The organism is Marinicella litoralis, assembly GCF_002591915.1.
GTDB classification, from domain to species: domain Bacteria; phylum Pseudomonadota; class Gammaproteobacteria; order Xanthomonadales; family Marinicellaceae; genus Marinicella; species Marinicella litoralis.
The window spans coordinates 680916-706414 of the sequence record NZ_NIHB01000001.1; the positions used below are offsets into that span (position 1 = coordinate 680916).

Here is a 25499-nt window from a genome sequence, read left to right on the forward strand (position 1 = left end):
GGTTATGATTCTCCTAAAGATTCTACTATTAAAACGGTTCCATCAATGTCTTTGACTCTGACAGCGGTGCCTTCAGCCGCATCTGCGCCTTTGACTTTCCAACTGGAATCGTCAACATTGATTTTGCCAACGCCATTGATGATGGGCTGGCTGAGTTGAAAGGTGCGGCCGATGTATTGATGGCCTCGTTTGTTTAAGGTTGGTCGGGTGCTTGTTTTGTCACGTTTTTTATCATAAACATACCAAGCCACAACGGAAAATATAGACGACAGTGAAAACACAATCATTTGTGCGCCCCATTCGAGCCCAAACATCCACTGTAAAACAGCTGTTAAGAATGCTGAAAAACTCACCCACAACAAGTAGTATGAGCCAATCATCATTTCAATCACCAGCAGTAAGACTGCCGCTGTTAACCAATGCCAGGGTGTCATTGCGATTAAAAATGCCATAATCATGCCTTTTCTTTATTGGTTAAGTCTTTGGCCAATTCGGTGATACCAGCCAATGAGCCGAGGATACTGGTGGCCTCCATCGGTAAAATCATGGTTTTTTGGTTGGGTGAATCAGCAAATTTTCCAAATTGATCCAGGTATTTTTGGGCGACAAAATAATTGATGGCATTGACATCTCCAGCAGCAATGGCTTTTGATACCATCATGGTTGCTTTGGCTTCGGCCTCGGCTTCCCTTTCTCGTGCCTCGGCTTCCCGGAACGCAGCTTCTTTCAATCCTTCAGCTTCCAGTATGGCAGCTTGTTTCTTGCCTTCCGCTTGTAATATATCAGATTGACGTGAGCCTTCAGCTTCTAAAATTTGCGCTCTTTTTTCACGCTCAGCCTTCATTTGTCTGGCCATCGATGCGACTAAATCATGGGGTGGCTTGATGTCCTTTATCTCAATCCTGGTCACTTTAACACCCCAAGGTGAGGTGGCTTCATCCACTACGGCCAAAAGTCGATGATTGATTTCATCGCGTTTAGATAAGGATTCATCTAAGTCCATTGCACCCAATACAGTTCGTATGTTGGTCATGGTCAGGTTTAAGATGGCATACTCGAGTCTATTGACTTCGTAGGCGGCCTTCACTGAATCTAAAATTTGGTAAAAAACCACGCCATCAACAGTCACCACCGCATTGTCTCGAGTGATCACTTCTTGTGAAGGTACATTGGCCACTTGTTCCATCATATTTATCTTGCGTCCGATGCGCTCCATAAACGGTACTTTTAACCCTAAACCGGGAGAAAAAACCCGTTTAAATTCACCAAATCGTTCGACAGTGAATTCAAAGCCTTGTGGTACGACCACAAAAACACTCTTGAGAAAAATGATGCCAAACACACCGAGTATGACGTAGAAAATGGTATCGTCCATTTCGCTCCTCCTATTGCTTAAATAATAATAATAGCATGATTATATGACATTAATCATGTGCCATTAGTGATATCGAAATATTCAGTTAAGATTATGCGACACTGTTCACCAAATCCAATTGATTCAATGGTTTAGCCAGGACCAGGTCAAAGCCATATTGGTACAGTTTCTCGGTTAATTCTGCGGTTGGGTTAGCGGTTACCACAATTTTTAGTTTGGTGTCTTTGAGTAAATGAAAAACATCTGTTACTTGAGCCTTGCCTAGATTCAGGTCTGTGATGATGGCGTCAAAATATTTATGGCTTAATTGCTCAGCCAGTGTGTCGATCGAATTTGCAGTGGTTACTTGGTGTTGTGCTTGGGTCAAAAAATACTCAAACAATGCCAAACAATCCTCATCATCATCAACCAATAAAATGTGTTTAACTGTCACTACTTTTTCTTTGGGGAATTGAAACCTGAAAGTGCTGCCGGTGGTGTTTGTTGCCAAAAGGAATAAGTCTGCCGAAAGTTGTTCTGCCATCATTTTTGAAATCACCAAACCAATCCCATTGCCTTTGGCTATACTTTTATTTTCTCGGGCCCATGCTGTGAATAAATCAGGTTGAAACTCACTGCTGATTCCACAACCGGTATCAATCACATCCACCAATAAATGTTCATTGTTTATGGATGATTGAATGGTGATTGAACCTTGGTCAGTGTATTTGATGGCATTGCTTATCAGGTTGGTTAAAATTTGTTGCCATTTGGTTTGGTTAGAAGATACCGACAACTTTTTATCAACTTGATTAATCAGCGTCAATGACTTTTGTTGCGCTTGTATTTTAAAGTCTTTGATCAGTTCATCAATTAATTGATGTGGGTGAAAAATAAAATTATTCTTATGTGATTTTTTATTGTCATAATCTATGGCTTGGGTAATGATTTTATTCAGCTTATCGACATTTTTATCAATCACTGCAGTGGCCTGTTCAAGGTCTATGGCCTGTTCCTGTAATAGATTGTTGTATCCTTTTATGGCATTGAGTGGATTACCCATTTCATGAGAAAGTGCTGATATGTAAAATGATTTGGCTTGATTGGCACGTATCAATTCTTCTTGCGCCAATTCCAATGCGTTGAACAATGCTTTGAACCTTAATTTTTCAATTTCCTCATCATGCGCCAATTGTTGTTTGTATTGAACTTGTTGATGAAGGATGTCAACAGGAACCATGATGACAAATTTATGGCTGGAGTCAACGATAAAATGTACATCAAACACGTGTTCATTGTGGTTGTAATAAGGCAGAAAAAATGATTCGTCCAATGGTTCTGTCGCCAACAGTGGCAAGGCATCCTGGATGTTTTGTTGCTTGCTGTGGATGTTCAATTCACTGGATGCTTTTGAATTCAATTTAATGATTTGGTTGTTTTGATTGAGTGTGATTAAACACCAGTTTGATGCTTGGTAATGTTGTTGAATTTGTTTGATTATGTGGTTAGGTAAACTCACAACAGTTGATGACTTAAAGCAGTGAACCCAATTTCTACATTTTCTCCAGTCTTGGCACTGGTCCAGTAGGTTTTGGTGGTGATTTTTGATAATTTATCATCAAACTCTTGTTGCCATTTGATTTCATCACTTAAGTCGGCTTTATTGATAAAACACACCGAGGGTTTATCGGCCAATTCTGGAGAGTCTTGTAGAATGGTGTCTAAGGTGATGATTGATTCTGGTTCAGTGGCGTCCACTACATAGATGATGGCGTGTGCGCCTCTCAAATAAGGTTTGTAGTGATTTTCTTGTTCGAAGCCTGCAATATCCCAGATGATAAATTTGGTGGTTTCATCGATTATTTTGGTGGCTATAGCAACCCCAACCGTGGTTTGGTATTTTTCTGAAAAATGGTTTTTTACAAAACGGTCAACCAATGATGTTTTACCGACTGCAAAACGACCAATCATACATATTTTTTTAGATATCATTCAACCACCTCAAACCAAACTCCTAATTTATTGGTGTCTAATTGATCTGAAACTTGGCGACAAATATCAGAGACACTGATTAATGTATTTTCTGACAAGCCAAATTCAAGCAATTGTTGCTTGACTGTGGCTGCCCTGTTAGCGGCATAGGTATTGCTTTCTTCAATGGAGCCTTGACAATCACTTTTGCCGCTTAACTTTAATTTTAATTGATTGTTGTCAGTGTAAAGTAAATTAAATTTTTGATGGATGTTTCTGAGTGTGTTTAGCTGATTGGCATTGATGGTTCCTGTTTGTACCATGGGTAAGGTCGTTGACGACAATTCGGCTTTCAGCGCTTCAGGGCTGTAAAGTTGGAGGGATGAGGTTTCTGGGTTTGGGAAACTCGACGCTAGGTTTGACAAATAAGGTGTGCCAACTGCTTCAAGTTGCAGCCCCGAAAGTAGGATGGTTTCATCTCGCAGCTCAACATTTAAACCATCAGGCGTGGGGTTTTCCGTCAGGAAATGATCCAATTGTTCAGCAAGGCTTAACACCTTGGTTAATTGATTTTGGATAGACTTCACACCAGGCAATAATTCAATTTGCATGATTTTGGTCGAGAATGAATCGGTATCAGGATGGAGGCCAGCTAAGGTAACCATGCCATTGTTTACGGTCACAATAACGTCTGGCTCTGACAAATACTGAGCGACCCTGGCTTGTATCATGTTGTCATCCAAAGAGATAAAAGGTGTGGTTTCAAGTTTTATGTCAGGACTTAATTGAGTCAAATCGGTGTTGGGATCCGCCAATCCTTTGGCAATGTACTGCCCTTTGCGTTGAGAAAAGTCTTGTAGCACCAGCCCGGGTGTTTGGTTCAGAGATGACAGGTGATCATTGTAAGTTTTGTGTTTTTGATAACTGCTCCAACTGAGCCAGCCAAAAAGCAGTAAAAACATCAGTGCCCATGGCCACCAACGAGTGCTTTTTGCCACTTGTTGTTCTTCAGATTGTGACTTGGTCAACAACAGTTGTTCAAGTTGCAGCTTGAGCTCTGGGTTGTTGTTCCACTTTTCCTGATTGGTTAGTTCCTGGTTAAAATCTGAATGCAATTCGCCACAGGCATCGGTTAATTGATCTCTCAATCGATTGGTGGGAGCACCTTTGACCACAACAGCTAAATTGGCCACATTGCCTTGAATCAACCACAGTAATTTATCCCCCAACTCTGCTGCCGATAATCCTGCTGATTGTTTGTCTATGGAATCTTTAACAAAATCTTGAATGGCCGTTAGCATGGCTGACATGGCTTCTTTGTCTTGTAACAAATCACCTTCTTGGCCAGCATATTCAATCAGTAGGCCGGTTTCATTGTCGATCAAAAATATTTGTTGTACTTGATAGGCAATGGTGTTGTTAAAAACCAATTCGGCAAAGGGGACACCGGTCCGCAAAGACTGCCAGCGCCATTTAAGGGCTTTGGCTGAAAACCCCATTTCCATGGCACGGTTGACATCAGATACGAATCGCCTGATGGCTGACGTGACAGACTGCCTGATCATTGGACCAATGATGGGAAGTAAAGCATCAATAAAGGTTTGTTTATTGGCTTTGATAGCCCTCACATAAGCTTTGGAATCTATCTTAGAAAATTTCTTTTGAAAATTGGGGTTGTTTTGAATGGTGAGATCAGTGGCCTGATCGAGAACTTCACTGATTTTTTGACTGAATTGATTGTGATTATCCAGTAATTTTCGGATGGCATTGATTTGAGCGATTTCTTCGCTCATTAAGAGGACCTTGAGTTTATCGCGATCTTCGCTCATTCAAGTTTATCCGGAGATTTGTTCTGCCATTTTTTTAAGCAAACTGGCCAATTCTTTTCTGTGGGTTAAGTTTTGATCAAGCTCATTGGCGCGTTGTTGTAATTCATTCAGGATACTGGCTTCGGTGTCGATGATTTTGTTGTTCAAACTGGCTTCAATTTTTGCCATTTGATCGGTGTGTTCCGTGTGCAAACTGGTCAAGCTTTCATTGCTTTGTTTTTCCATCGCTTTCATGTTCGCAGTCAATTGTTTATTCATGGCTGTAATTTGGGTTTTGAGCCCATTGAATTGTTGATTGATTTCAGCTTCTAATTGAGTGAATTTCTTTTCAATGCTTTTGGTTTGTTCACCAAACAATATGTCTCTGATTTGGTCTACTGAACTGTTGTCTTTCTCTGCCATAATAAGGGTGTCCTCCTGGGTTAAATTTGGATGAGTCTGTAGCCTTTGTGATAGACCGAAATCAATTTCCATCCAGTCGAACCGTCTAAATTCAGTTTTTTTCTTAATCGACTGATGTGAGTGTCTACCGTTCTGGTGGTGATGGCTGAACTTTTGGCCCATACGATTTCTAACAGGTAATCCCTGGCAATCAATCGGTCGGGGTTGTTGAAAAAATAATAAGCCAATTGATATTCTTTAGATGTCAGTTTGACGGTCTGACCCTGAAAGTCAACCGTGTCTTCTTTGCTGTTAAAATTATAGGGTTCAAAAACCAAAGCGTTTTGGGCTGAACCGTTGTGCCTTCTGTGCAATGCATTGGCTCTGGCAATCAGCTCAACTTCCTTGATTGGTTTCACCAAATAATCATCGGCACCTTGGTCTAAGGCTTGAACCAAATCGTCATCATGCCCTCGGGTGGTGGCAAATATGACAGGTAAATCACTGTAGTCGCTTGAACGCACCCAATTTAATATTTCAAGGCCGCTGATGGTAGGTAAATTCCAATCCAGCACCAGTAAATCGGGTTGTTCAAAAGGTAATTTATCGATAAAACTTCTGCCATTAACAAAATGTTGACACTCATGCCCACTCTTTTCGAGCCAGTGCTTGACCAACAGTGCCTGGTCAATGTCGTCTTCCAGTATAAAAACTTTCATCCCATCCTAATGTTCATAGTTATTGTTACTCATCATTCTAACTCAATTTAACAATTATTAACATTCCCCAATCTTTATTATTTTTTAACTTAATAACCCTAAAATTTTCTTTTTCAAACCGGTAAATGGGGCCCTGACCATTGGGTTAACGTTTATTTTTGATTGGTAATAAACAGATTTCATGTGGCTCATGGCAACAAAGCCTTGGTAACCATGATAGCTGCCCATGCCGCTGGCTCCAATTCCGCCAAATGGCAGGCCTTCTTGTGCAAAATGAACCAATGTTTCATTGATGGCCAATGATCCGGACTGAGTGCCTTCACGCACGGCTTTAATCGTTTGCTTGGAGTGACTGAACAAGTATAAAGTCAGGGGTTTTGCTTGGCTGTTGATGTGATCGATGGCTTCATCGACTCCAGCCACAGTAATGATGGGTAATATAGGGCCAAAGATTTCGTTTTGCATCACTGGGTGATCTTTGGGTGGCGTTATTACCAAGGTTGGGGGCATTTTTCGACAAGTGGCTTGGGTGCTGTCTTGGCCCAGTTTGATGATGTGTTCTTCAGCCAAACCAGACAACATTTGATTCAATCTTTGGAAGTGGTTTTGGTTGATGATGGCAGAGTAGTCGTCATTGAATTCATAGTCTGGATAACTGATGGCTGTGTATTTTTTGAGGGCAGCAACCAATTCTTCCTGCCTAGATTGGTTGATTAATATATAGTCGGGTGCGATGCAAGTTTGTCCTGCATTAAACCATTTGCCTTGGACAATGCTTTGTGCAGCTCGATTGATGGAATAATTGTCATCGATGATAACCGGCGACTTACCGCCTAATTCTAGTGTCAACGGCACCAAGTTTTCACTGGCATTTTTCATCACAATTTTACCCACTTGGGTTGAGCCAGTGAAGAGGATATGATCCAGTGGTAATCGGCTGAATGAATCGGCAACCGATACATCACCCAAAACCACAAAAACCTCATCATTGGTAAACACTTCAGCCAGTAAGTTTCGAGTCAATTGAGCCGTATTTGGTGTCATTTCAGAGGGTTTAATCATGACCCTGTTACCTGCAGCAATGGCTGCTATCAAGGGCTCAATCACTAAATTAAAAGGGTAATTCCAAGGTGACATGATGCCCACCACGCCTTTGGCTTGTGGTGATATGGCACATTTTGAAGGAAAAAATTTCCAATTGGCATGCCAAACTTTGTTTTTGGTCCATTGTTTGATGTGTTTCAGCGTGTGTTTGATTTCATCCAAACAAACCATGACTTCTGCCAACTGAGATTCTTCTGAACTGCGGTGAGAAAAATCTGTGTTGACCGCCTCAATGATTTTGGATTGGTTGGCCTTTATCGTTTTGGCCAGTCGTTTGAGCTTGTTGACACGCATGTCCAATGACAAAGGTGGCAGTTGCTTCATGGTTTCTAATTGTTTATGCATCTTTAAGCCAAGGGTAAGAGAATACTGATTTTAGCACCAATTTCTTGGTTTTTTGCGGTGATGATGCCGCCATGTTCTTCTACAATTTTTTTCACTATGGCTAAACCCAGTCCAGAGCCACCTTGTTTGGTGGTTTCATAAGGCTCAAATACATGTTCTTTGATGTCTGCACTGAATCCATGTCCATTGTCAATGATGTTCAGTTCGAGTTGATCATTGTGGGTGATGGTACTGATTTGAATGATGACATCACCGGAATCTACACTTTCTTGGGCGTTTTTGATTAAGTTGGTGAGTAACTGAGTGATGCGACCTTTGTCGAGTAGTAATTGAGGTTCTGGTGTCATCAAGTCCAGCGTGAATGTAATGCCTGGTTGAGACAAGCTGTACAGATCGACTATTTCATTGATTAATTTATTCAACCCACCCAATTCTTTTTTCAGTTCTGGCGGTTTGGCATAATCAGAAAATGCATTAACCAGTGTTTTTAGATTTTCAACTTGTGAAACAATGGTTTGTGTGGCGCGGTCTAAAATTTCATCTTCTTCCTTCGAAAGTTTGCCGGTGAAACGCATGTGCATACGTTCTGCAGATAATTGAATCGGGGTCAAAGGGTTTTTGACTTCATGGGCCAGTCTTCTGGCGACTTCACTCCAAGCCGCATCACGTTGCGCTTGGTTGATGATGGTTTGATCATCAAATACAATCACATGACCACCACCTTCAATTTCTTGGTCGCTGATTTGGCTGCCTCTGACCAACAATATTCTGCGCAATGAATCTTCTGCAATCAGGACTTCTTGCTGCCAATAATTGGTTTTATCAGTCACTTTCTGCTTGATGAGTTCAATCAAAGGCTTGAGTGTGGGGTTTTTCATGGCCAAATAATCAATGTTTCGATTATTCAAACTGCGGTTACCCAAATGCAGAATTTTGTGCGTGGCTTCGTTGCTTAATCTGATAAGAAAATCCTGGTCAATACTGATTACCCCACTGGTTAAGTGAGACATCACATTTTCCAGGTACGTCCTTTGGTTTTCCGCTTCACTCTGAGCGCGGTGAGCCAGTGCACTGGATGAGGCGATTTGAATGGACATTGAGTTGAATGATTGAACCAGCAGTCCTAATTCGTCGTTAGAATCAACAGGGATGACTTTACTGAATTTGCCCTCGGTGATGTCTCTGGTGGCTTCTGACAGTAATTTAATGGGTGCAACCAAGCGTCGAGCAGATGAAAAAGCCCGCAACATGGCGAGCAATACACTGATCAATAAAACGATGGAAAGGATGATGATGAAAGTGCTTTTTAATTGTTGTCTTTGATAAGTTTGTTGGGTGTATTCATGGTATTGGGTTTCAATGTTTATGGTCAGGTTCTCATAGTTTTTGGGAATCGGATAAAGTCCTTGTAGGTATTGTCTTTGTCCCACATTGATGGCCGTGTTGTTAATGATTGGTAACACCACACGAATATGCAATCCGGTGTTGCTGGAAGGTTCAACCCGGGCATAATCCCTGTTGTTACTGACTTCATTGAATGTGTTTTGTGGCAAGGCTGGTGAGACAAAATTAAGTGGATTGAGGTTGCTGGTGCTGATGAGTTGGCCATCTGCGCCATAGATGGACAATGAGTTTGCTTTTGAATTGTCCAATAAGCGATCCAAATAAATGGACTGGTTCAACGGATCCACTTCAGCCAGTTCTGCAGCCATATTCCGCGCTTCGGTTAAATGTGTGATGGTTTGTGTGTCTAGAAAAGTGTTGCCTAAGGTGATGGCATCTTTCAAGGCTTGATCTGTTTCAACATCAAACCAAGAGTCTACATATTGATTGACCAACATGATGGCAAATAAATAAACAACGATTACCGGTGGTAAGGATAAACCGGTGAACATCAGCACCATGCGTGTTGTGAGTTGGATGCCAGGTTCGTTGTTTTTGCGTTTGATGAACAGCCACACCATCCGTTGAATGATGATCAGAATTAAAAACACCACGGCCAGTACTGAGGCGGCAAACAGCCAAATGTAGATCCGATTGAATTGCTCAGAACCTTGTATCGCAAGACCCAACAAATACAGTGCCGCCAATAAAGTGATTACCAATGCCAGCACTGGTAAGTTTTTATTGAACACTATTTTGGTGAATTTATTCATGGCGTTTCTGCCGACTCAGCTGCCATGACTTTTGCCTGTTGCCAACCTGAGTTGATGTTCCAGTCTTGGTCGAAAACAATGGGAAGCTGCATGGTTGAAGGCAAAGCTTGCTTGTCTAAAAACAGTTTGGTTTCAATATAATCAGCAGAATTTGATTTTTGAAAATTGAATTGTGTTTTGCCACTCAAATGGTTTAGCAATAAATCCAATGTGACAAAGGTTTGAATGTTCTTCTGGCTGATGTTATTGAGTTGGTATTGTCTACTCAGTGAAAAATAACGCAATTTAAAAGTCTGACGTTTGCTGCTGATGGTGCTGTCATACCACCAATTAACTTCTTTCATTAACTGAACTTGGATCACAAATGTGATGACAATGCCGCTGTTGATGGCTTCTTTAATTTCCTCTGATAATTGCAGTTTGAATTGCGGTGTGATGATCAATTCTTCATCGATATATTGTTGTTTAACGGAAACCAGTTCAGCAGCACTCAGCCCGAAGCACAGCAGCAACAGGGTGGTCCGCAGCAACAGTTTAGTTTTCATGATGTTCTTTGTAATAAACAATAATAGAAGCCATCCATCTGTTCAGTGCCGGTGATGATTTGAATACCATAGGCGCATTGTTCTGCGAAATCATCATGCAGTTCAATTTCGGAAAAGTTTGGGTTGGCCTTTAAAAACTTTTTTATTTGGCGTTCATTTTCAGACCTGAAAACCGAGCAAGTGGCATACAACAGTTGGCCACCAACTTTCAATAGTGGTGAAATTCGATTGATGATTTGTTGTTGTAGTTGAGTTAAATGTATCAAGTGTTCGGCTTGTCTCAGTAATTTAATGTCTGGATTCCTTCGAACCACCCCAGCAGCACTGCAAGGCACATCCAAAAGTATTTTGTCATATTCTTTTTCTTCAAACCAATCTTCAGGTTTGGTGGCATCGCCTAAAATGATGCGGTTTGCCGACAAGTTCAATCGACTTAAGTTATCCTCAACACGCTTTAAACGGCTGGGCTCCTTTTCAAGTATATCTAATTGTATCTTACTTTCCTGCTCTAGCAGGTGGCAAGACTTTCCTCCAGGTGCTGCGCAAGCATCTAAGATGTATTCTCCTGCTTGTGGATTCAAAATTTTTGCCGCCAATTGCGCCGCAGCATCTTGTACCGAAAACTGTCCATTCATGAGTTCATCACTTTGACTGGCTTTGTTGTCGTCCAATAACCAAGCCGTTTTGATATTTGGGTGTTGTTGACCTGGCATGATTTGACTTTCATGGACAGTTCTTATCCACAAAGGGGGCTTTTGATTGTTGGCTTGCAAAATTTTTAGGTAATGTTCAGGCCAGTCTTTTTTCAACAAATCAATCCACCATTGAGGGTGATCAAACTCGATGACTTCGCTGTCTATTTTGTAATCAACATCTTTCATTGCCAACCTCAGCACTTTGTTGATTAAGCCGCTGGCCCAATTTTTTTTGACTTTTTTTGCTGCTCGAATGGCTTCATCCACGATGGCGTGGTCCGGCGTAGACATGTGAAATTTCTGGCACAAACTCAAAGTCAGTAATTCAGACACCCATTTGTCCTTTAATGGTTTGTCGGTGAATTTTTGCCAACGATTTTGTAATGAAAAATGATGTCGTAAACTGACATAACAGGCATGTTGTATCCAGGCTTGGTCTTGGTCACTGATGCCTGTACCGATGTTGTTGTGGAGCGCTTGTTTGAGGTGCTGATGTTTAACCACTACTTGGTACAATACTTGGGTGGCCACTTGTCTGGATTGACTCATGAATTAAACCAAGCTGTTTTGGCTGCCATGAATGCCTCAATTGGCATCCGTTTTTTACCCGACTTCTGAATTTCTTGGATACAAATTTGCCCATCACCAGTTTGTATATACAATTGATTTTTATTGGCCAGCACAATACCTCCTGGTTGTATTTCAGTGTTCATGTCGACGGTCTCGGCTGCCCATATTTTGACTGAGTCACCATTGATTTCGGCATGCGAACCAGGCCATGGATTGAAGGCCCTGATCTGTCGTTCAATGTGGGTAGCCGGCGCTGACCAATCGATTGCTGATTCTGCTTTTGTCAGTTTGTGCGCATAGGTAGCCAGTTCATTGTTTTGTTTTTCAGGTGGCGGCAATGATTCATTCACCAATTGTTCTACACAGGCCACAATGGCTTCTCCGCCCATCAAACTTAGGCGGTCATGCAAGGTGGCTGAAGTGTCCTTGGTGCTGATTTGGGTTGGATACATGTGGTATACCGGGCCCGTGTCTAAGCCAGCTTCCATCTGCATGATCGCAATGCCGGTTTCTTCGTCTCCGGCAAGAATGGCCCTGTGTATAGGTGCGGCACCACGCCATCGCGGTAACAATGAAGCATGAATGTTCCAGCAACCATGCTGCGGTAGATCCAAAATATTTTGCGGGATGATTAAACCATAGGCTACCACCACCATTAAATCAGCTTCGAAACTGGCCATCAGTTCAACCACTGCAGGGTCCCTCAGTGAAGTCGGTTGAAACACGGGTATGTTGTGTTTTTCTGCTTCAATTTTTACCGGTGTTTTTTGAATCTGTTGACCACGACCTTTTCGCTTATCCGGCTGGGTAAAAACCGCTTTGACATGATGGCCAGCCTTCACCAAGTCGACCAGTGGCGGAACGGAAAATTCAGGGGTACCACAAAATATAATATCCATAATGATTTATATGTCCTCCAAAGGTAAGGATATCTGAGAAGGCTTGATGCTGCCTTCATCATGGAAAATTCGTTTGTACTCGGCTCGAGAAACCGATACGTACCGTTCATTGCCACCGATTTGGATTTGTGCGCCTGATTTAATGGCTTTGCCATTGTCATCAATGCGGACCACCATGGTGGCTTTTTTGCCTGTGTGACAAATGGTTTTTAATTCTCGCAACTCATCGGCCCATGCCAGAAGGTATTGACTCCCTTGGAACAGTTCACCTTGAAAGTCGGTTCTTAACCCATAGGCCAAAACTGGAATGTTTAATTTGTCGACAACCTCAGTCAATTGATAAACTTGTGCTTTGCTTAAAAACTGCACTTCATCGACCAAAATACAATCAACAGCAGCTTGTTGATTTACCAAGTCTAAAATATTCTCAGATTGGTTGAAGACGATGGATTCTGATTGGATGCCTATTCTTGATTTGACCACCCCTCGGCCAAATCGATTGTCCAGAGAAGAGGATAAAATCAAAGTTTTCATGCCTCGTTCCCGATAGTTGTGACTTGACTGTAAGAGGTGTGTCGTCTTGCCAGCGTTCATCGCAGAATAGTAAAAATAAAGTTTTGCCATGCCATATAGAATGAAAACCACTTATTTTAACAGAGAATTGAAATATTGTGACATTTTGCAATCAACTGAAACATGAGGTTTTCTGTTTATATCAAACCAATTTTTGAGGGAGTTAATCAAAGCTCTTCTCATGATCATCTGTTTTATCTTTGGTTATGACGGCAGGTGAAAATAGGCCGGCATGTATTTTTTTGTTATGGATGAATGATTAAAAAAAAGTACAAAAACTAGGGAAATTCACAAAGGATTTAGGTAGAATAAAATATGTGGGATTTCTGTTTTGCTGTAATTTATCCAAGAAATAAAAACAGCTAAGCAATTTAATTGGCCAATGCTAATTTAATTAGGCGTATTGAAGATTTAAGTTGTTTCGAGTGAGTTAAATGGAAAAAAAGAAACGCTCATTGTTGATGGTTATTTTCACATTTGTTGTGATATTGCTTGTTGCGGCCGGGAATATATATAGTTTATCTAGAAGCCATTATTTGGCTCAATTGGATGGTCAACTCAGCTTATTGGCCAATCACAAAGCCATCAGTCATTTGCTCAATGCAGTTGATACAGATGAAATCGCATCACAAACCAGCCAGTTTGAATTATTTCTTAAACAACAACATCCAAATGCATTTGGGGTGTTGTTTTATCATGAACTGCCGAGTGAAGGTGAGGCCTTTAATTGGGCCAGTAGTCAAAAAACACCCATCAATGGAATGGCCTTTGATAACAATTTGGTGTCAGAACTTGCTGCCAAAGCCATTGATGACAATCAGTCAGCGACTTCAGTCATGGTCGGTGACAAGACGTATCGGACTTTGTTTGTTCCAGCCAGTACAGGTCAAAGAGCCAACTTGTTGTTGCTTGTTGAAGTGTCTGGAGTCAGGCTGCTTTATGCAAAATATGCTTTTTGGCTGATACCTGTCATTGTTGCGCTGGCTGGCATTGTTTATTGTTGGCATCGTTGGATTCATACAAAACGATTGGCACGTTGGTTGAAATTAATCGATCAATCTATGGTTGATCCAATAACTGGACTGCCTAATCAGCAGCAATTGTTATTGGATTTAGAAAATTCAAGGCACACCAACCTGGCCTTCATCAAAGTCAGCAACTTCAACAGCATCTTAAATACGTATGGACCAATCATTACAAATGGGGTCCTTAGACAAATATCAGCCGTTATTGCTGGATTTAAACACCCTATGTTACTCAAGCCGACCTGTTATCATGTCAATCAGTCGGTGTTTGCCATCTTAGAAGATCAAGACATCAGTTTTGACGGCATAGCTGAAGTAACAAAAAGTTTAATCCGCACCATCATGAGCACAGAATATCAGGTAGGCAATGGTCAGACCATCGCTGTCAATGTGACCACGGGTGCTGTTCGACAAAACACAGACGCCTTTATATTGGCCAACATGGCTTTACAGGAAGCAGAGTCCAATAAACTACAGTTTTACTTGGTTGATGAGCGTGACAGTATGTTACCTGAAACGTACAAAAGGGATTTGGCGTTGACTCAGGTTTTGATTAAAGGGATCAATGAGCGACGATTGATTGCTTATTACCAACCTATTTTTTCAGCCAAAGACCACAGCAAAGTTGAAAAGTATGAATGTTTGGCCCGCTTGGTTGATGGGCAAGGTGAGATTTTACTGATGCCCAATGTTTTTATCTCCTTGGCACAGCGAGCCAATATCTATTATTTAATTACCAAAGTGATGATTAAGCACGCTGTAGAATTTGCGCAAAAAAACAAAGTCATGGTCACCATAAACTTGAGTATCGCGGACATCAATAATCCACGAACTTGTGACTATCTGTTTGAAAAAATAACAAAATCAGGAGTGGGTGATTTGTTACAATTTGAATTGTTAGAAAACGAAGCCATTGTTGAGACTGAGTTGGTCATTGAATTTATAAAATTACTACACCATCATGGCTGCAAAGTGGGCATGGATGATTTGGGTAAGGGACACTCAAATATAGAGCGGCTGCTAAACCTGCCAGTCGATTTCGTGAAAATTGATCGAGCCATCATGGAAAATGTCACACAAAACCCAGAAATCCAAAATTTGGCGCGAGGGATAGTCGAGCTGGCGCATAAAAAAGGGTTTAAAGTAGTTGCTGAGTATTGTGCAGATCAAGACTTGGTAGAGGCAGCCATAGATCTGGGCGTGGACTACCTTCAAGGATTCTACTTAGGGAGGCCAGCCCCTGATTTATTTGTCCACAATGAGCAGCAAATGACAGCTAGCGGTCGCGCTTAATGACTCAATCAGCGTAATTCAGTGCTACAGGGCCGTAAGGTCTGATAAAATCATCAATCATCAAAAAATAAATTTAAATTATTTGCATGGAGATTCCATTCATTCAGGTCTTTATCAGCTGTGCCACCAGGTCACAAGCTCAATCAATGGTTGATTCTATGCTGGAAGCCCAGATAATAGCTTGTGCACAAATTATGCCAAAGATTGAATCTTTTTATCGTTGGCATGGTCAGACAGAACGCGCTGAAGAATACTTGTTGATAGTCAAAAGTAAAAAGGACCATTTTATTGCGATTGAAGCAACAGTTAAGCGGTTGCACTCATATGAAGTACCTGAAATTTTAGCGGTCCCAGTGGTGGATGGCTCAACGGATTATTTGAATTGGATCAATGAACAACTTAAATCATAAAATTAAATATATGGCCGCATGGGTGTTACTGTGCTTCTCTTTTTTGGCGCTAGCAGCAAATAACAACCCGCCGCCACCTGATGAAGCGATGAAAGTTTCGTATAAGGTGTTGAATGATGAAATGGTTCAAGTCAGTTTTGAATTGATTGATGATGTTTATTTATATAAGCATGCCTTTAGTTTCAAAGGTGAAGATTTGCTTGTTGATGAGGACCTGTTGATTATCCCAAAAGGCAAGGCAAAAGATGATCCTGCTTTTGGTCCGGTCGAGACTTATTATCAGGCGGTGACTATAGATGTCCCTGTTAAGAACGCAGGAGCATCACCAAAACTAACTGTCAAGTACCAAGGTTGTGTCGAAAACTTCATTTGTTATCCACCACAAAGAAAGACTTTTGATTTAAGTGGTCAAATCAATGCCTCCGTGGTGCCAAATACAAACCAAGGTATTGAATTGTCATTCGGCCAAACTGCCACAAACAGTTTTTTTGGTGGCGATGCCTTGTTACCAGTTGATCAAGCTTTCCAATTTGAAACCATCGCTTTATCGGCCAATCAATTGATGGCACGATTTACCATGGCACCCAATATTTACCTTTACAAAGATCAAATCCAATTCACCAGTTTGACCGATGGAGTGGTTTTAGAACCAGCGGTTTTCCCACAAGCTCAGCGCAAAGACGATCCTGAGTTTGGCATGGTTGATGTGTTTTATGATGTGGTCGAAATTGAAATTCCGATACAAAGAACGCTGGCTGATGTCAAGCAACTTGAAATCGAAGCGGCTTACCAAGGCTGTGAAGATGGTAAGGTTTGTTACCCACCTGTTGCCAATCTGGTGACCGTTGAATTGCCTCCGGCCGAAGCTTTGGTTGATGCCTCAAACTCAGAGTCGCTTGAATTGTCTGAAACAGACGAAATCAATAAAATATTTAATGAATCAATTGGCTTGATTGTGTTGCAATTTTTTGGCTTTGGTTTGTTGTTGTCATTAACCCCTTGTGTGTTTCCTATGATACCGATTCTTTCAGGCTTAATCGTCGGACAGAAGGACCCCTCAACAGCCAAGGCATTTTCATTGTCTTTGATTTATGTGCTCGCCATGGCATTGACTTACACCGTAGTGGGCGTGGTGGCTGGCATGGCAGGAACCAATTTACAGGCTCTGTTTCAAACCCCTTGGGTGATCATCAGTTTCAGCGTGGTGTTTGTGTTGTTGGCATTGTCGATGTTTGGTTTTTATGAGTTGCAGCTTCCAGCGAGTTTACAAAACAAGTTGTCCAGTATTTCAAACAAACAGAAAAGTGGGTCATGGTTGGGTGTGGCCATCATGGGCTTGTTGTCAGCCTTGATCGTTGGACCTTGTGTGGCACCGCCCTTGGCCGCAGCTGTGATTTATATTTCTGCAGTTGATGGCGGCCCCTTTATTGGTGGCTTGGCCTTATTTGCCATGTCTATGGGCATGGGCGTGCCATTAATCGCCATAGGAACTTCGGCTGGAAAATGGATGCCCAGCTCAGGTGGCTGGATGAATGTGGTTAAATCATTCTTTGGTGTGCTGTTGATTGGCATGGCCATTTGGTTCCTTTCACGCCTGTTACCTGAGGACACCATTTTGATGCTCTGGGGCTTGTTGTTGATAGCCACGGCTGTGATGTGGCATCAAAATGCCAAGGACAATGGTTTATCTGGTTGGGTGATGTCACTGTTTGATGCGCTTAAGGTGATCTTGTTGGTCATCGGTGTGGCTCAATTGATTGGCGGAATGGCCGGGCAGTCTGATCCCTTGAGGCCATTGAAAGGTGTGTTTGCAAGCGGTGGCAGTGCGGCGATTGAAGCAAAGGTTCAGTTCAAAAAGATCAAATCATTGGCTGACCTCAATGAACAGATTGCCAACAGCAATCAACCGGTGTTTTTGGATTTTTATGCCGACTGGTGTATTGAATGTAAGCGCATGGAAAAAACCACTTTTATGGATGCTGAGTTGGTTGAACTGTCGAAACGATTGACGGTTTTAAAAGCCGATGTCACTGCCAATGATGCGGTGGATGCTGAATTAATGCAGCACTTTGGTATCGTTGGCCCACCAGCCAGTTTATTCTTTGCGGCAGATGGCCAGCCGCTGGTGGCTCACAACTTCTTTGGTTATAAGTCAGCGGATGATTTAAAACAAACGTTTGAAAAAATACTAAATTAAGCGACTTTCTGGACATTCGCGACCAATTGATGCAAAATCGCAGAACTTAGAAGCGAAATCTGTTTTTCATACATGCGTGAAATTGCCATCATAAACGGTCCAAATTTAAACTTACTTGGGGTCAGAGAGCCTGAGGTCTATGGTGCGGAAACGTTGCAAGACATCAACCAATCATTAAGTGAGTTGGCTGAAAAGTTGAATTTAAGTTTACGTTTTATGCAATCCAATGCAGAGCATGAGATGGTTAATTACATTCACCAATGTTTTGAAGATCAAATTTCAGGAATCATCATCAATCCAGCTGCTTTCACCCACACCAGTGTGGCTATACGTGATGCGCTGTTGGGGACACAAATTCCATTTATCGAAGTGCACTTATCTAATATACATGCCCGCGAACCCTTCAGGTCAGAATCGTGGTTATCCGATGTTGCCATAGGTACCATCACAGGCATGGGTTCGATTGGTTACCAAATGGCACTCAGGTATTGGGATCAATAATAAATTACAGGATATATCAATGGACATCAGAAAAATAAAAAAACTCATTGAATTGTTAGAACAATCTTCTTTAACCGAAATGGAAATTACTGAAGGAGAGGAAACCGTTAAGTTATCAAGGATGGGGCAAGCTGCACAAATGGCCCCTGTTCAAACGCAAGCACAAGTTGCCATTCCGGCAGCAGCACCTTCGATGCCAGCTCCTGCTGCCGCACCGGCTGCGGAAGAACCTTCTGGGTTATTGGTTCGAAGTCCAATGGTGGGGACATTCTATGCCTCTCCGTCACCGGATTCAGAAGCTTTTGTCAAAGTGGGTCAAAGTGTGAATGTTGGAGATACTTTGTGTATGGTTGAAGCGATGAAAATGTTCAATCAAATTGAATCAGAACTGAAAGGTAAAATCAAACGCATATTGGTTGAAAATGGCCAGCCTGTTGAATTTGATGAACCGTTGTTCGAAATTGAGTGATTTAAGCCCCAGCAGAATAAAGAGAATCTATTATGTTCAGTAAAATAGTCATCGCCAATCGTGGTGAAATCGCTTTGCGAATATTGCGGGCTTGCCAAACCATGGATATCAAAACTGTGGCCGTGCATTCAACCATTGATCGCAACCAAAAACATGTGGGCATGGCAGACGAGTCAGTTTGTATCGGCCCACCTTCATCTTTAGAGTCCTATTTGGACATCCCTAAAATCATTGCAGCGGCTGAAGTAACCGATGCCGAAGCCATTCATCCTGGCTATGGGTTTTTGGCAGAAAATGCCGAATTTGCCGAATGTATTGCAGAGTCAGGTTTCAAATTCATTGGTCCTAGAGCAGAAACCATCCGATTGATGGGGGATAAGGTTGCCGCCATTGAGGCCATGAAAGCTGCCGGGGTTCCCTGTGTCCCAGGTTCAGACGGTCCATTGGATGATGATGGAGAACGGAATTTAAACATCGCCAGGAAAATTGGTTACCCAATCATAGTGAAAGCGGCAGCAGGTGGTGGCGGACGCGGTATGCGAGTGGTGCACACCGAAGCAGCATTGAATAATGCCATCATGACCACCAAAACGGAAGCCAAAGCAGCCTTTGGCGATGATACGGTCTACATGGAAAAGTATTTAGAAAATCCCAGACACATTGAAATCCAAGTTTTATCAGACATGCATGGTCATGCGATTCATTTAGGTGAAAGAGATTGTTCGATGCAACGCAGGCATCAAAAAGTGGTTGAAGAAGCGCCTGCACCAGGCTTGACTGAAGAAGAAAGAGCGGCCATAGGTGAAGTTTGTGTCGCTGCTTGTAAACGCATTGGCTATGAAGGTGCCGGTACATTTGAATTTTTGTATGACGAAGGGCGTTTTTATTTCATTGAAATGAACACCAGAATACAGGTTGAGCATCCAGTGACTGAAATGGTTACCGGCGTTGACCTGATTAAACAACAATTGTTGATTGCCAGTGGTGAACACATGACCATCCAGCAGTCAGACATCAAAATGACCGGTCATGCCATTGAATGCCGAATGAATGCCGAAGACCCCAATACTTTTATGCCTTCACCAGGTACCATAGATATATTCCATGCGCCGGGAGGGCCTGGGGTGCGTGTTGATTCTCATATTTATGACGGTTATCGAGTGCCACCAAACTATGATTCAATGATTGGCAAAATCATCACCCATGGTGAAGACCGCAAAACAGCCATCAGACGCATGCGATTGGCCTTGGCAGAAACGGTGGTGTCAGGTATCAAAACCAATATTCCATTACAATTAAGAATCATGAATGATCAGGGCTTTGTGGCGGGTGGTAAAAACATCCATTACTTAGAAAAACGCCTGAACGAAAATAAGTAACGGTTTCGTTTATCAGGAGTGACTGATTCAATGCCATTTTATGAATTGACCCTACAGGTCGCTAAACAGCAAGCTGAATCTGTCGATCAAACATTGACAGATTCAGGTGCGGTGGGTGTGACATATGTGGACGCCAAGGATGCCCCTATTTACGAACCCAAGCCAGGAGAAACACCGCTTTGGGACCACATTAAATTAATCGGTTTGTTTGATGATGAATCACTGATGGATTCTGCCAGTGAGCAGTTGTCATCACTGTTCCCACAGCTTGAACAATTGAAAACCCAACTGAAAGACCGGGTTTGGGAACGGGTTTGGATGGATCATTTTAAACCCATCCGATTTGGTCAAAACAGTTGGGTCATACCCGATGGCTTTGATGTCGTTGATGCAGAGGCGGTCAACTTAATTCTTGATCCAGGCTTGGCCTTTGGTACAGGAACCCATGAAACCACCGCATTGTGCCTTAAGTGGCTGGATCAAAATGATGTAAGCGGTAAAGAATTGGTTGATTTTGGTTGTGGTTCAGGCATTTTAGCCGTGATGGCTTTGTTACAAGGAGCCAAGCGAGTGACTTGTGTGGATATAGATGAACAAGCGATCACCGCAACCTTACAAAATGCGGCTAAAAACGGTGTTGCCCAGGGAATTGAAATTATTAATCCTGAAAATGTGCACCTCATCAAGAATAAAGATGGCATATTAGCTAATATATTGGCAGAGCCATTAATGATGTTCTGTGAAGATTTTTATCAAATGTTGAAAATTGATGGTTTTATCGTACTCAGTGGCATACTTAAATCGCAAAAAGACATGATTTGTGAAAAATATGCACAGCACTTTGTTGACATCGAAGCTGAAATTGAACATGATTGGGTACGTGTGGGAGCCGTCAAAGGACCCGTCAGCGGATAAGGCTGACAACCAATCTAAATGTTGTTCAACTTCAGTTGATTATTTACATCAGCCCGCAGCTTGGTGACGGCAAAAAAAAAGTTAGTTTATAGCAGGTATTAGAGAAGAATTTTGTATACGCAATGTAGAGGTTGTGGTGAAGTATTTGTGGTTGAAGTAGATCATTTAATACACGCCAGAGGACATGTGAGATGTAATTTGTGTGGAACTGTTTTTGATGGTTTGGAGACCTTAAGTGCAGAGAAGCCACATGAAGACGAAGATTTATTGTTACATGATTTTGACAATGCACCGCCTTTATTGACCCAAGCCTATCATTCGATATTGGTTTCAGAAAGTGTTGAAGAAGAATTGGAAGAAACGCAAGTTCCAGAATTTGTCAATGAAATCGATACCCCTGAAGATGTTCCCTTTGTTGCTGAAAAAAGAATCAAAGACATCCCGAAAACTTCTCGTTGGATGTGGGGTGGCTTGTCAGCTGTCATGTTGGTGGGTTTGTTTTGGCAGGCACAGGCATCAATTGCAAGCGGTCAACTTAAACTGCCGGAAAATAATTTCAGCGATCAACTGTGTGAAATAATCAGTTGTCATGGTGAACAACTTGAGGTGGACTTAGAGGCCATATCCTTGGTGTCACGAAACATCAGGCCCCACCCTGGAAGAGATCATGCGTTGATAATTTCGGCCAGTATGATCAATGCCAATAAAGACCAATTAACCTTCCCTGCATTGGAAATTAAACTGTCAGATTTGAATGGTCAGATTGTAGCCATGCGTCGATTTGTGGCAGAAGAGTATGTTCCCAGCGATGTTTTGCGGGCTGGTTTCGTCAGTAATACATTGATCCCAGTTAACTTGGAAATAGTCAGTCCTGGCGATAATGCAGTCGCATTTGAAATTGGATTTGTTCAACCATGAGTGCCAATCAGCCCAATCAAAAAGCCTTTACCAGGGATTCTGTTCGTCGGTACCTTGAATCATTGAACGGTCACAAAGCCAACCAACTCTATGACTTAGTGATTGAAGAAACTGAAAGGGGCATGATTCTTGAGGTTTTGAAGTGGTGTAAGGGTAACCGGTCCAATGCCGCAGATATCTTGGGCATCACTCGAACCACCTTACGCAATAAAATGAATAAACTTAAAATATCTTAATCGCAAACAGTACCCGTTTAAGTCAAAGTATACTTATTGGGGCTGTTGTTAAGAAAAAAGTGTCAATATCAATTAACTTCATTTTTATTCGCGTTTATAATACGCGCCTCTTTGAGCACATTCACAATCATCATGCCACAAAATCGTGTACCCATCAGAAGGGCTTTAATCAGCGTATCCGATAAAACAAACATCGAATCACTTGCTACAGGTTTATCTCGTTTAGGTGTAGAAATCCTGTCTACAGGTGGAACCGCTAAAATGTTGGAACAAGCTGGCATATTAGTCACCGAAATTTCAGAGTATACTGAATTCCCAGAAATGATGGACGGGCGGATCAAGACTTTACATCCAAGAGTTCATGGTGCCTTGTTAGGAAGGAATGGGGTCGATGAGGAAGTCATGTCACAACATGGCATTGAAAGCATTGATCTTTTGGTGGTTAATTTATATCCATTTGAGTCGACCATTAAAAAAGCGGATGTTACTTTAGAAGAAGCCATTGAAAACATTGATATTGGCGGGCCCGCAATGATTCGTGCAGCAGCCAAAAACCATGACCGTGTGACGGTTATGGTCAGTCCAAGTGATTATGAAGAAATGTTGGATGAGCTGACCACTTATGGTGGCATTTCCCATGCCAACCGCCACATCCTTGCTGCCAAGGCATTCGCTCATACGGCACGCTATGATGGCTTAATTGCCAATTACTTAAGTGCCATCAATGACACGGAAGAACAAGAAGATTTTCCACGTTATTTAACCCAACAATTCAAACACCGTTCAGAATTAAGGTACGGTGAGAACCCACACCAAAAAGCGGCTTTTTACACTGAAGAACATCCTGTGTCTGGCACCATCGGACATGCTTGGCAAATCCAAGGTAAGGCCCTGTCATATAACAACATTGCAGATGCCGATGCAGCCCTGTCCTGTGTCAAAGAATTCAAAAACACACCGGCTTGTGTCATTGTTAAGCATGCCAACCCTTGCGGCGTAGCCACTGAATCTAATTTGACTTTGGCTTATTTAAAGGCCTTTGCCACAGACCCAACTTCTGCTTTTGGCGGGGTGTTGGCTTTCAATGGTAAATTGACAGGTAAAACGGCTGAAACCATTTTGGAAAAACAGTTTGCAGAAGTGATTGTGGCACCAGAGTTTGATGATGAGGCGTTGAAGGTGTTTGCTACCAAGAAAAATCTTCGGGTTATTTGTTGTGGAAAATTACCGGAAGAAACCAAACCATGGATGATGTATAAAAGAGTCAGTGGTGGTTTATTGGTTCAAGATGCCGATATTGAAATGATCAATGTGCATGAAGCCAAAGTGGTAACAAAACGTCAGCCAACAGAACAAGAATTGACAGACATGTCTTTTGCTTGGAAAGTGTGTAAATGGGTTAAATCTAATGCCATCGTTTATGTCAAGGGCGAACAAACCATTGGGGTTGGCGCCGGTCAAATGAGTCGTGTCGTATCGGCACGAATTGCATCCATCAAAGCAGATGATGCCGATTTAAAAGTTCCTGGATCTGTGATGGCATCAGATGCGTTCTTCCCCTTCAGGGATGGCATCGATGCAGCAGCGCAAGCAGGTATCACCGCAGTGATTCAACCCGGTGGATCGATTCGTGATGAAGAGGTCATTCAAGCCGCCAATCATCATGACATGGCGATGATTTTCACTGGCATGCGCCATTTTAACCACTGATTTGGAGTCAATGATGAATCGTGTATTGGTGATAGGGTCAGGTGGCAGAGAACATGCTTTGGCATGGAGAATATCACAATCAACCAACGTCGAAAGCACCTTTGTGGCCCCTGGTAATGCAGGAACTGAATCTGAGCCTAACATCAGCAATGTGGTACTGGATGTTAATGACTTTGTGGCCGTGGTGAAGTTTTGTCAAATTGAAGACATCAGTTTGGTTGTGGTTGGTCCAGAACAACCTTTGGTTGATGGCATGGTGGACCATTTATCAGCTGCTGGTATACCGTGTTTTGGCCCCAGCGCTCAAGCAGCCCAATTGGAAGGTTCAAAAGCCTTTGCCAAAGCCTTTTTACAAAGACATCAAATTCCAACAGCTGCCTATGGCGAATTCACCGAAGTTGAAGCAGCCAATGAGTATTTACAAAACCAATCTTTTCCCATCGTTATAAAAGCAGATGGTTTGGCAGCCGGTAAAGGTGTGGTTATCGCTGAGGATTTATCCGAAGCCGAAGCCACTGTCGCTGACATGTTGGCAATGAACAAATTTGGTGATGCTGGCAGCCGCATCATTATCGAAGAATTTTTGGTGGGTGAGGAAGCTTCTTATATTGTGATAGCCGATGGTAAAAATTTCATTCCGATGGCCACCTCGCAAGATCACAAAGCCAGAGACAATGGCGACATAGGTCCAAACACCGGTGGTATGGGTGCCTATTCACCCGCGCCAGTTGTCACAGCGGAAATTGACCGACAAGTGGCCAAAGATGTGATTCAAGCCACTCTAGATGGCATGGCCAAAGATGGCATGCCTTTCACTGGTTTCTTATATGCAGGGTTGATGATAGATCAACAAGGCCAAGCCAAAGTACTGGAATTCAATGTTCGTTTTGGTGATCCTGAAACCCAACCAATCATGACCCGCCTAAAGAGTAACCTGGATCAACTGTGCATCGCAGCCATTGAGGGTCGATTGGACCAAACCAACTGTGAGTGGGATGATCGATTTGCATTGGGCGTGGTGATGGCAGAAAGGGGTTATCCATTCGCTTATGACAAAGGCCATGTGATCAGTGGCTTGAATGAAGTCAGTCCTGAGGTCAAAGTGTTCCATGCAGGTACAGCGTTACAAAGTGGTTCTGTGCTTACCAATGGAGGCCGAGTCTTGTGTGTTTGTGCATTGGACAGTGATTTGGCTCAGGCGAAATCTAAAGCCTATCAAGCTGTTGATAAAATCACTTGGGGCAGTGAATATTATCGAACCGACATTGGATTTAAAGCCATCAAGTAGTGGCTTGAATCTTTCCA

General features: G+C 42.3%; 24 protein-coding genes. 11 read left to right on the forward strand and 13 right to left on the reverse strand.

Translation table 11 applies throughout. The features are described 5' to 3' along the window. Window positions 1-2: 2 nt before the first annotated feature. The 13 genes from CCS90_RS03025 to CCS90_RS03085 all read right to left on the reverse strand — a co-directional run bounded on the left by CCS90_RS03025 (window position 3) and on the right by CCS90_RS03085 (window position 13192). Window positions 3-452: an NfeD family protein gene (locus tag CCS90_RS03025; protein ID WP_162846713.1), complete on the reverse strand. Its 450-nt coding sequence runs from the start codon at window positions 450-452 to the stop codon at window positions 3-5. A 2-nt stretch (window positions 453-454) separates the two neighbouring features. Next, the gene (locus CCS90_RS03030; RefSeq protein WP_099018021.1) at window positions 455-1375 is read right to left on the reverse strand and encodes an SPFH domain-containing protein; all 921 of its coding nucleotides are present in this window, start codon (window positions 1373-1375) and stop codon (window positions 455-457) included. Between the two features lie 91 nt (window positions 1376-1466). Further along, window positions 1467-2873 (reverse strand): ATP-binding response regulator, encoded by a 1407-nt coding sequence (locus CCS90_RS03035; protein WP_099018022.1) that lies wholly within the window; start codon window positions 2871-2873, stop codon window positions 1467-1469. Beyond that, window positions 2870-3346, reverse strand: coding sequence for a Rab family GTPase (locus CCS90_RS03040; RefSeq protein WP_099018023.1), 477 nt, complete (start codon window positions 3344-3346; stop codon window positions 2870-2872). Before CCS90_RS03040 ends, CCS90_RS03035 begins: the two co-directional genes overlap by 4 nt. Beyond that, a complete protein-coding gene (locus CCS90_RS03045) occupies window positions 3343-5118 on the reverse strand; it encodes a BON domain-containing protein (protein WP_099018024.1) in 1776 nt (591 codons plus the stop codon). The genes CCS90_RS03040 and CCS90_RS03045 overlap by 4 nt, the downstream gene beginning before the upstream one ends. Window positions 5119-5160: 42 nt before the next feature. Next, window positions 5161-5556: a hypothetical protein gene (locus tag CCS90_RS03050; RefSeq protein WP_099018025.1), complete on the reverse strand. Its 396-nt coding sequence runs from the start codon at window positions 5554-5556 to the stop codon at window positions 5161-5163. 20 nt (window positions 5557-5576) lie between these two features. Further along, a complete protein-coding gene (locus tag CCS90_RS03055; protein WP_099018026.1) occupies window positions 5577-6254 on the reverse strand; it encodes a response regulator transcription factor in 678 nt (225 codons plus the stop codon). An 84-nt stretch (window positions 6255-6338) separates the two neighbouring features. Further along, the gene (locus CCS90_RS03060) at window positions 6339-7703 is read right to left on the reverse strand and encodes a coniferyl aldehyde dehydrogenase (RefSeq protein ID WP_099018027.1); all 1365 of its coding nucleotides are present in this window, start codon (window positions 7701-7703) and stop codon (window positions 6339-6341) included. 2 nt (window positions 7704-7705) lie between these two features. Beyond that, window positions 7706-9859 (reverse strand): sensor histidine kinase, encoded by a 2154-nt coding sequence (locus CCS90_RS03065; protein WP_099018028.1) that lies wholly within the window; start codon window positions 9857-9859, stop codon window positions 7706-7708. Continuing rightward, window positions 9856-10404, reverse strand: a complete 549-nt coding sequence (locus CCS90_RS03070; RefSeq protein ID WP_099018029.1) for a DUF4390 domain-containing protein — start codon at window positions 10402-10404, stop codon at window positions 9856-9858. Before CCS90_RS03070 ends, CCS90_RS03065 begins: the two co-directional genes overlap by 4 nt. After that, a complete protein-coding gene (rsmB, locus tag CCS90_RS03075) occupies window positions 10401-11648 on the reverse strand; it encodes a 16S rRNA (cytosine(967)-C(5))-methyltransferase RsmB (protein WP_099018030.1) in 1248 nt (415 codons plus the stop codon). Before rsmB ends, CCS90_RS03070 begins: the two co-directional genes overlap by 4 nt. Further along, entirely contained in the window at window positions 11645-12568 is a 924-nt protein-coding gene (fmt, locus tag CCS90_RS03080) for a methionyl-tRNA formyltransferase (RefSeq protein ID WP_099018031.1), read from the reverse strand. Before fmt ends, rsmB begins: the two co-directional genes overlap by 4 nt. Window positions 12569-12574: 6 nt before the next feature. After that, window positions 12575-13192: a thymidine kinase gene (locus CCS90_RS03085; RefSeq protein ID WP_099018032.1), complete on the reverse strand. Its 618-nt coding sequence runs from the start codon at window positions 13190-13192 to the stop codon at window positions 12575-12577. Window positions 13193-13575: 383 nt separating this feature from the next. Here CCS90_RS03085 and CCS90_RS03090 point away from each other — a divergent pair, with 383 nt between their 5' ends. The 11 genes from CCS90_RS03090 (at window position 13576) to purD (ending at window position 25482) form a co-directional block, all read left to right on the forward strand. Continuing rightward, complete coding sequence (locus tag CCS90_RS03090; RefSeq protein ID WP_099018033.1) at window positions 13576-15459, forward strand: EAL domain-containing protein; 1884 nt, start codon at window positions 13576-13578, stop codon at window positions 15457-15459. Between the two features lie 158 nt (window positions 15460-15617). Continuing rightward, the gene (gene cutA, locus CCS90_RS03095; RefSeq protein ID WP_246026990.1) at window positions 15618-15869 is read left to right on the forward strand and encodes a divalent-cation tolerance protein CutA; all 252 of its coding nucleotides are present in this window, start codon (window positions 15618-15620) and stop codon (window positions 15867-15869) included. Then, the gene (locus tag CCS90_RS03100) at window positions 15850-18066 is read left to right on the forward strand and encodes a protein-disulfide reductase DsbD (protein WP_099018035.1); all 2217 of its coding nucleotides are present in this window, start codon (window positions 15850-15852) and stop codon (window positions 18064-18066) included. Before cutA ends, CCS90_RS03100 begins: the two co-directional genes overlap by 20 nt. A gap of 72 nt (window positions 18067-18138) precedes the next feature. After that, entirely contained in the window at window positions 18139-18567 is a 429-nt protein-coding gene (gene aroQ, locus CCS90_RS03105) for a type II 3-dehydroquinate dehydratase (RefSeq protein WP_099018036.1), read from the forward strand. A 19-nt stretch (window positions 18568-18586) separates the two neighbouring features. Next, window positions 18587-19036, forward strand: a complete 450-nt coding sequence (gene accB / locus CCS90_RS03110; RefSeq protein ID WP_099018037.1) for an acetyl-CoA carboxylase biotin carboxyl carrier protein — start codon at window positions 18587-18589, stop codon at window positions 19034-19036. 32 nt (window positions 19037-19068) lie between these two features. Next, window positions 19069-20415, forward strand: coding sequence for an acetyl-CoA carboxylase biotin carboxylase subunit (gene accC, locus CCS90_RS03115; protein WP_099018038.1), 1347 nt, complete (start codon window positions 19069-19071; stop codon window positions 20413-20415). Window positions 20416-20445: 30 nt separating this feature from the next. Further along, complete coding sequence (gene prmA, locus CCS90_RS03120) at window positions 20446-21330, forward strand: 50S ribosomal protein L11 methyltransferase (RefSeq protein ID WP_099018039.1); 885 nt, start codon at window positions 20446-20448, stop codon at window positions 21328-21330. A 111-nt stretch (window positions 21331-21441) separates the two neighbouring features. Beyond that, complete coding sequence (locus CCS90_RS03125; protein ID WP_099018040.1) at window positions 21442-22248, forward strand: zinc-ribbon and DUF3426 domain-containing protein; 807 nt, start codon at window positions 21442-21444, stop codon at window positions 22246-22248. Further along, window positions 22245-22484 carry a helix-turn-helix domain-containing protein gene (locus tag CCS90_RS03130; protein WP_099018041.1) on the forward strand — a complete coding sequence of 80 codons (240 nt, stop codon included), beginning with the start codon at window positions 22245-22247 and terminating at the stop codon, window positions 22482-22484. The genes CCS90_RS03125 and CCS90_RS03130 overlap by 4 nt, the downstream gene beginning before the upstream one ends. 132 nt (window positions 22485-22616) lie before the next feature. Next, a complete protein-coding gene (gene purH / locus CCS90_RS03135; protein WP_099018042.1) occupies window positions 22617-24194 on the forward strand; it encodes a bifunctional phosphoribosylaminoimidazolecarboxamide formyltransferase/IMP cyclohydrolase in 1578 nt (525 codons plus the stop codon). A gap of 13 nt (window positions 24195-24207) precedes the next feature. After that, the gene (purD, locus tag CCS90_RS03140; RefSeq protein ID WP_099018727.1) at window positions 24208-25482 is read left to right on the forward strand and encodes a phosphoribosylamine--glycine ligase; all 1275 of its coding nucleotides are present in this window, start codon (window positions 24208-24210) and stop codon (window positions 25480-25482) included. Window positions 25483-25499: the final 17 nt, after the last annotated feature.

Excerpts from the sequence above, each read along its gene's own strand:
- CCS90_RS03025 (WP_162846713.1), bottom strand. The coding sequence starts at position 452 with ATGGCATTTTTAATCGCAATGACACCCTGGCATTGGTTAACAGCGGCA.
- CCS90_RS03030 (WP_099018021.1), bottom strand. The coding sequence starts at position 1,375 with ATGGACGATACCATTTTCTACGTCATACTCGGTGTGTTTGGCATCATT.
- CCS90_RS03040 (WP_099018023.1), bottom strand. The coding sequence starts at position 3,346 with ATGATATCTAAAAAAATATGTATGATTGGTCGTTTTGCAGTCGGTAAA.
- CCS90_RS03045 (WP_099018024.1), bottom strand. The coding sequence starts at position 5,118 with ATGAGCGAAGAAATCGCTCAAATCAATGCCATCCGAAAATTACTGGAT.
- CCS90_RS03050 (WP_099018025.1), bottom strand. The coding sequence starts at position 5,556 with ATGGCAGAGAAAGACAACAGTTCAGTAGACCAAATCAGAGACATATTG.
- CCS90_RS03055 (WP_099018026.1), bottom strand. The coding sequence starts at position 6,254 with ATGAAAGTTTTTATACTGGAAGACGACATTGACCAGGCACTGTTGGTC.
- CCS90_RS03060 (WP_099018027.1), bottom strand. The coding sequence starts at position 7,703 with ATGCATAAACAATTAGAAACCATGAAGCAACTGCCACCTTTGTCATTG.
- CCS90_RS03065 (WP_099018028.1), bottom strand. The coding sequence starts at position 9,859 with ATGAATAAATTCACCAAAATAGTGTTCAATAAAAACTTACCAGTGCTG.
- CCS90_RS03070 (WP_099018029.1), bottom strand. The coding sequence starts at position 10,404 with ATGAAAACTAAACTGTTGCTGCGGACCACCCTGTTGCTGCTGTGCTTC.
- rsmB (WP_099018030.1), bottom strand. The coding sequence starts at position 11,648 with ATGAGTCAATCCAGACAAGTGGCCACCCAAGTATTGTACCAAGTAGTG.
- fmt (WP_099018031.1), bottom strand. The coding sequence starts at position 12,568 with ATGGATATTATATTTTGTGGTACCCCTGAATTTTCCGTTCCGCCACTG.
- CCS90_RS03085 (WP_099018032.1), bottom strand. The coding sequence starts at position 13,192 with ATGGCAAAACTTTATTTTTACTATTCTGCGATGAACGCTGGCAAGACG.
- CCS90_RS03090 (WP_099018033.1), top strand. The coding sequence starts at position 13,576 with ATGGAAAAAAAGAAACGCTCATTGTTGATGGTTATTTTCACATTTGTT.
- cutA (WP_246026990.1), top strand. The coding sequence starts at position 15,618 with ATGCTGGAAGCCCAGATAATAGCTTGTGCACAAATTATGCCAAAGATT.
- CCS90_RS03100 (WP_099018035.1), top strand. The coding sequence starts at position 15,850 with ATGAACAACTTAAATCATAAAATTAAATATATGGCCGCATGGGTGTTA.
- aroQ (WP_099018036.1), top strand. The coding sequence starts at position 18,139 with ATGCGTGAAATTGCCATCATAAACGGTCCAAATTTAAACTTACTTGGG.
- accB (WP_099018037.1), top strand. The coding sequence starts at position 18,587 with ATGGACATCAGAAAAATAAAAAAACTCATTGAATTGTTAGAACAATCT.
- accC (WP_099018038.1), top strand. The coding sequence starts at position 19,069 with ATGTTCAGTAAAATAGTCATCGCCAATCGTGGTGAAATCGCTTTGCGA.
- prmA (WP_099018039.1), top strand. The coding sequence starts at position 20,446 with ATGCCATTTTATGAATTGACCCTACAGGTCGCTAAACAGCAAGCTGAA.
- CCS90_RS03130 (WP_099018041.1), top strand. The coding sequence starts at position 22,245 with ATGAGTGCCAATCAGCCCAATCAAAAAGCCTTTACCAGGGATTCTGTT.
- purH (WP_099018042.1), top strand. The coding sequence starts at position 22,617 with ATGCCACAAAATCGTGTACCCATCAGAAGGGCTTTAATCAGCGTATCC.
- purD (WP_099018727.1), top strand. The coding sequence starts at position 24,208 with ATGAATCGTGTATTGGTGATAGGGTCAGGTGGCAGAGAACATGCTTTG.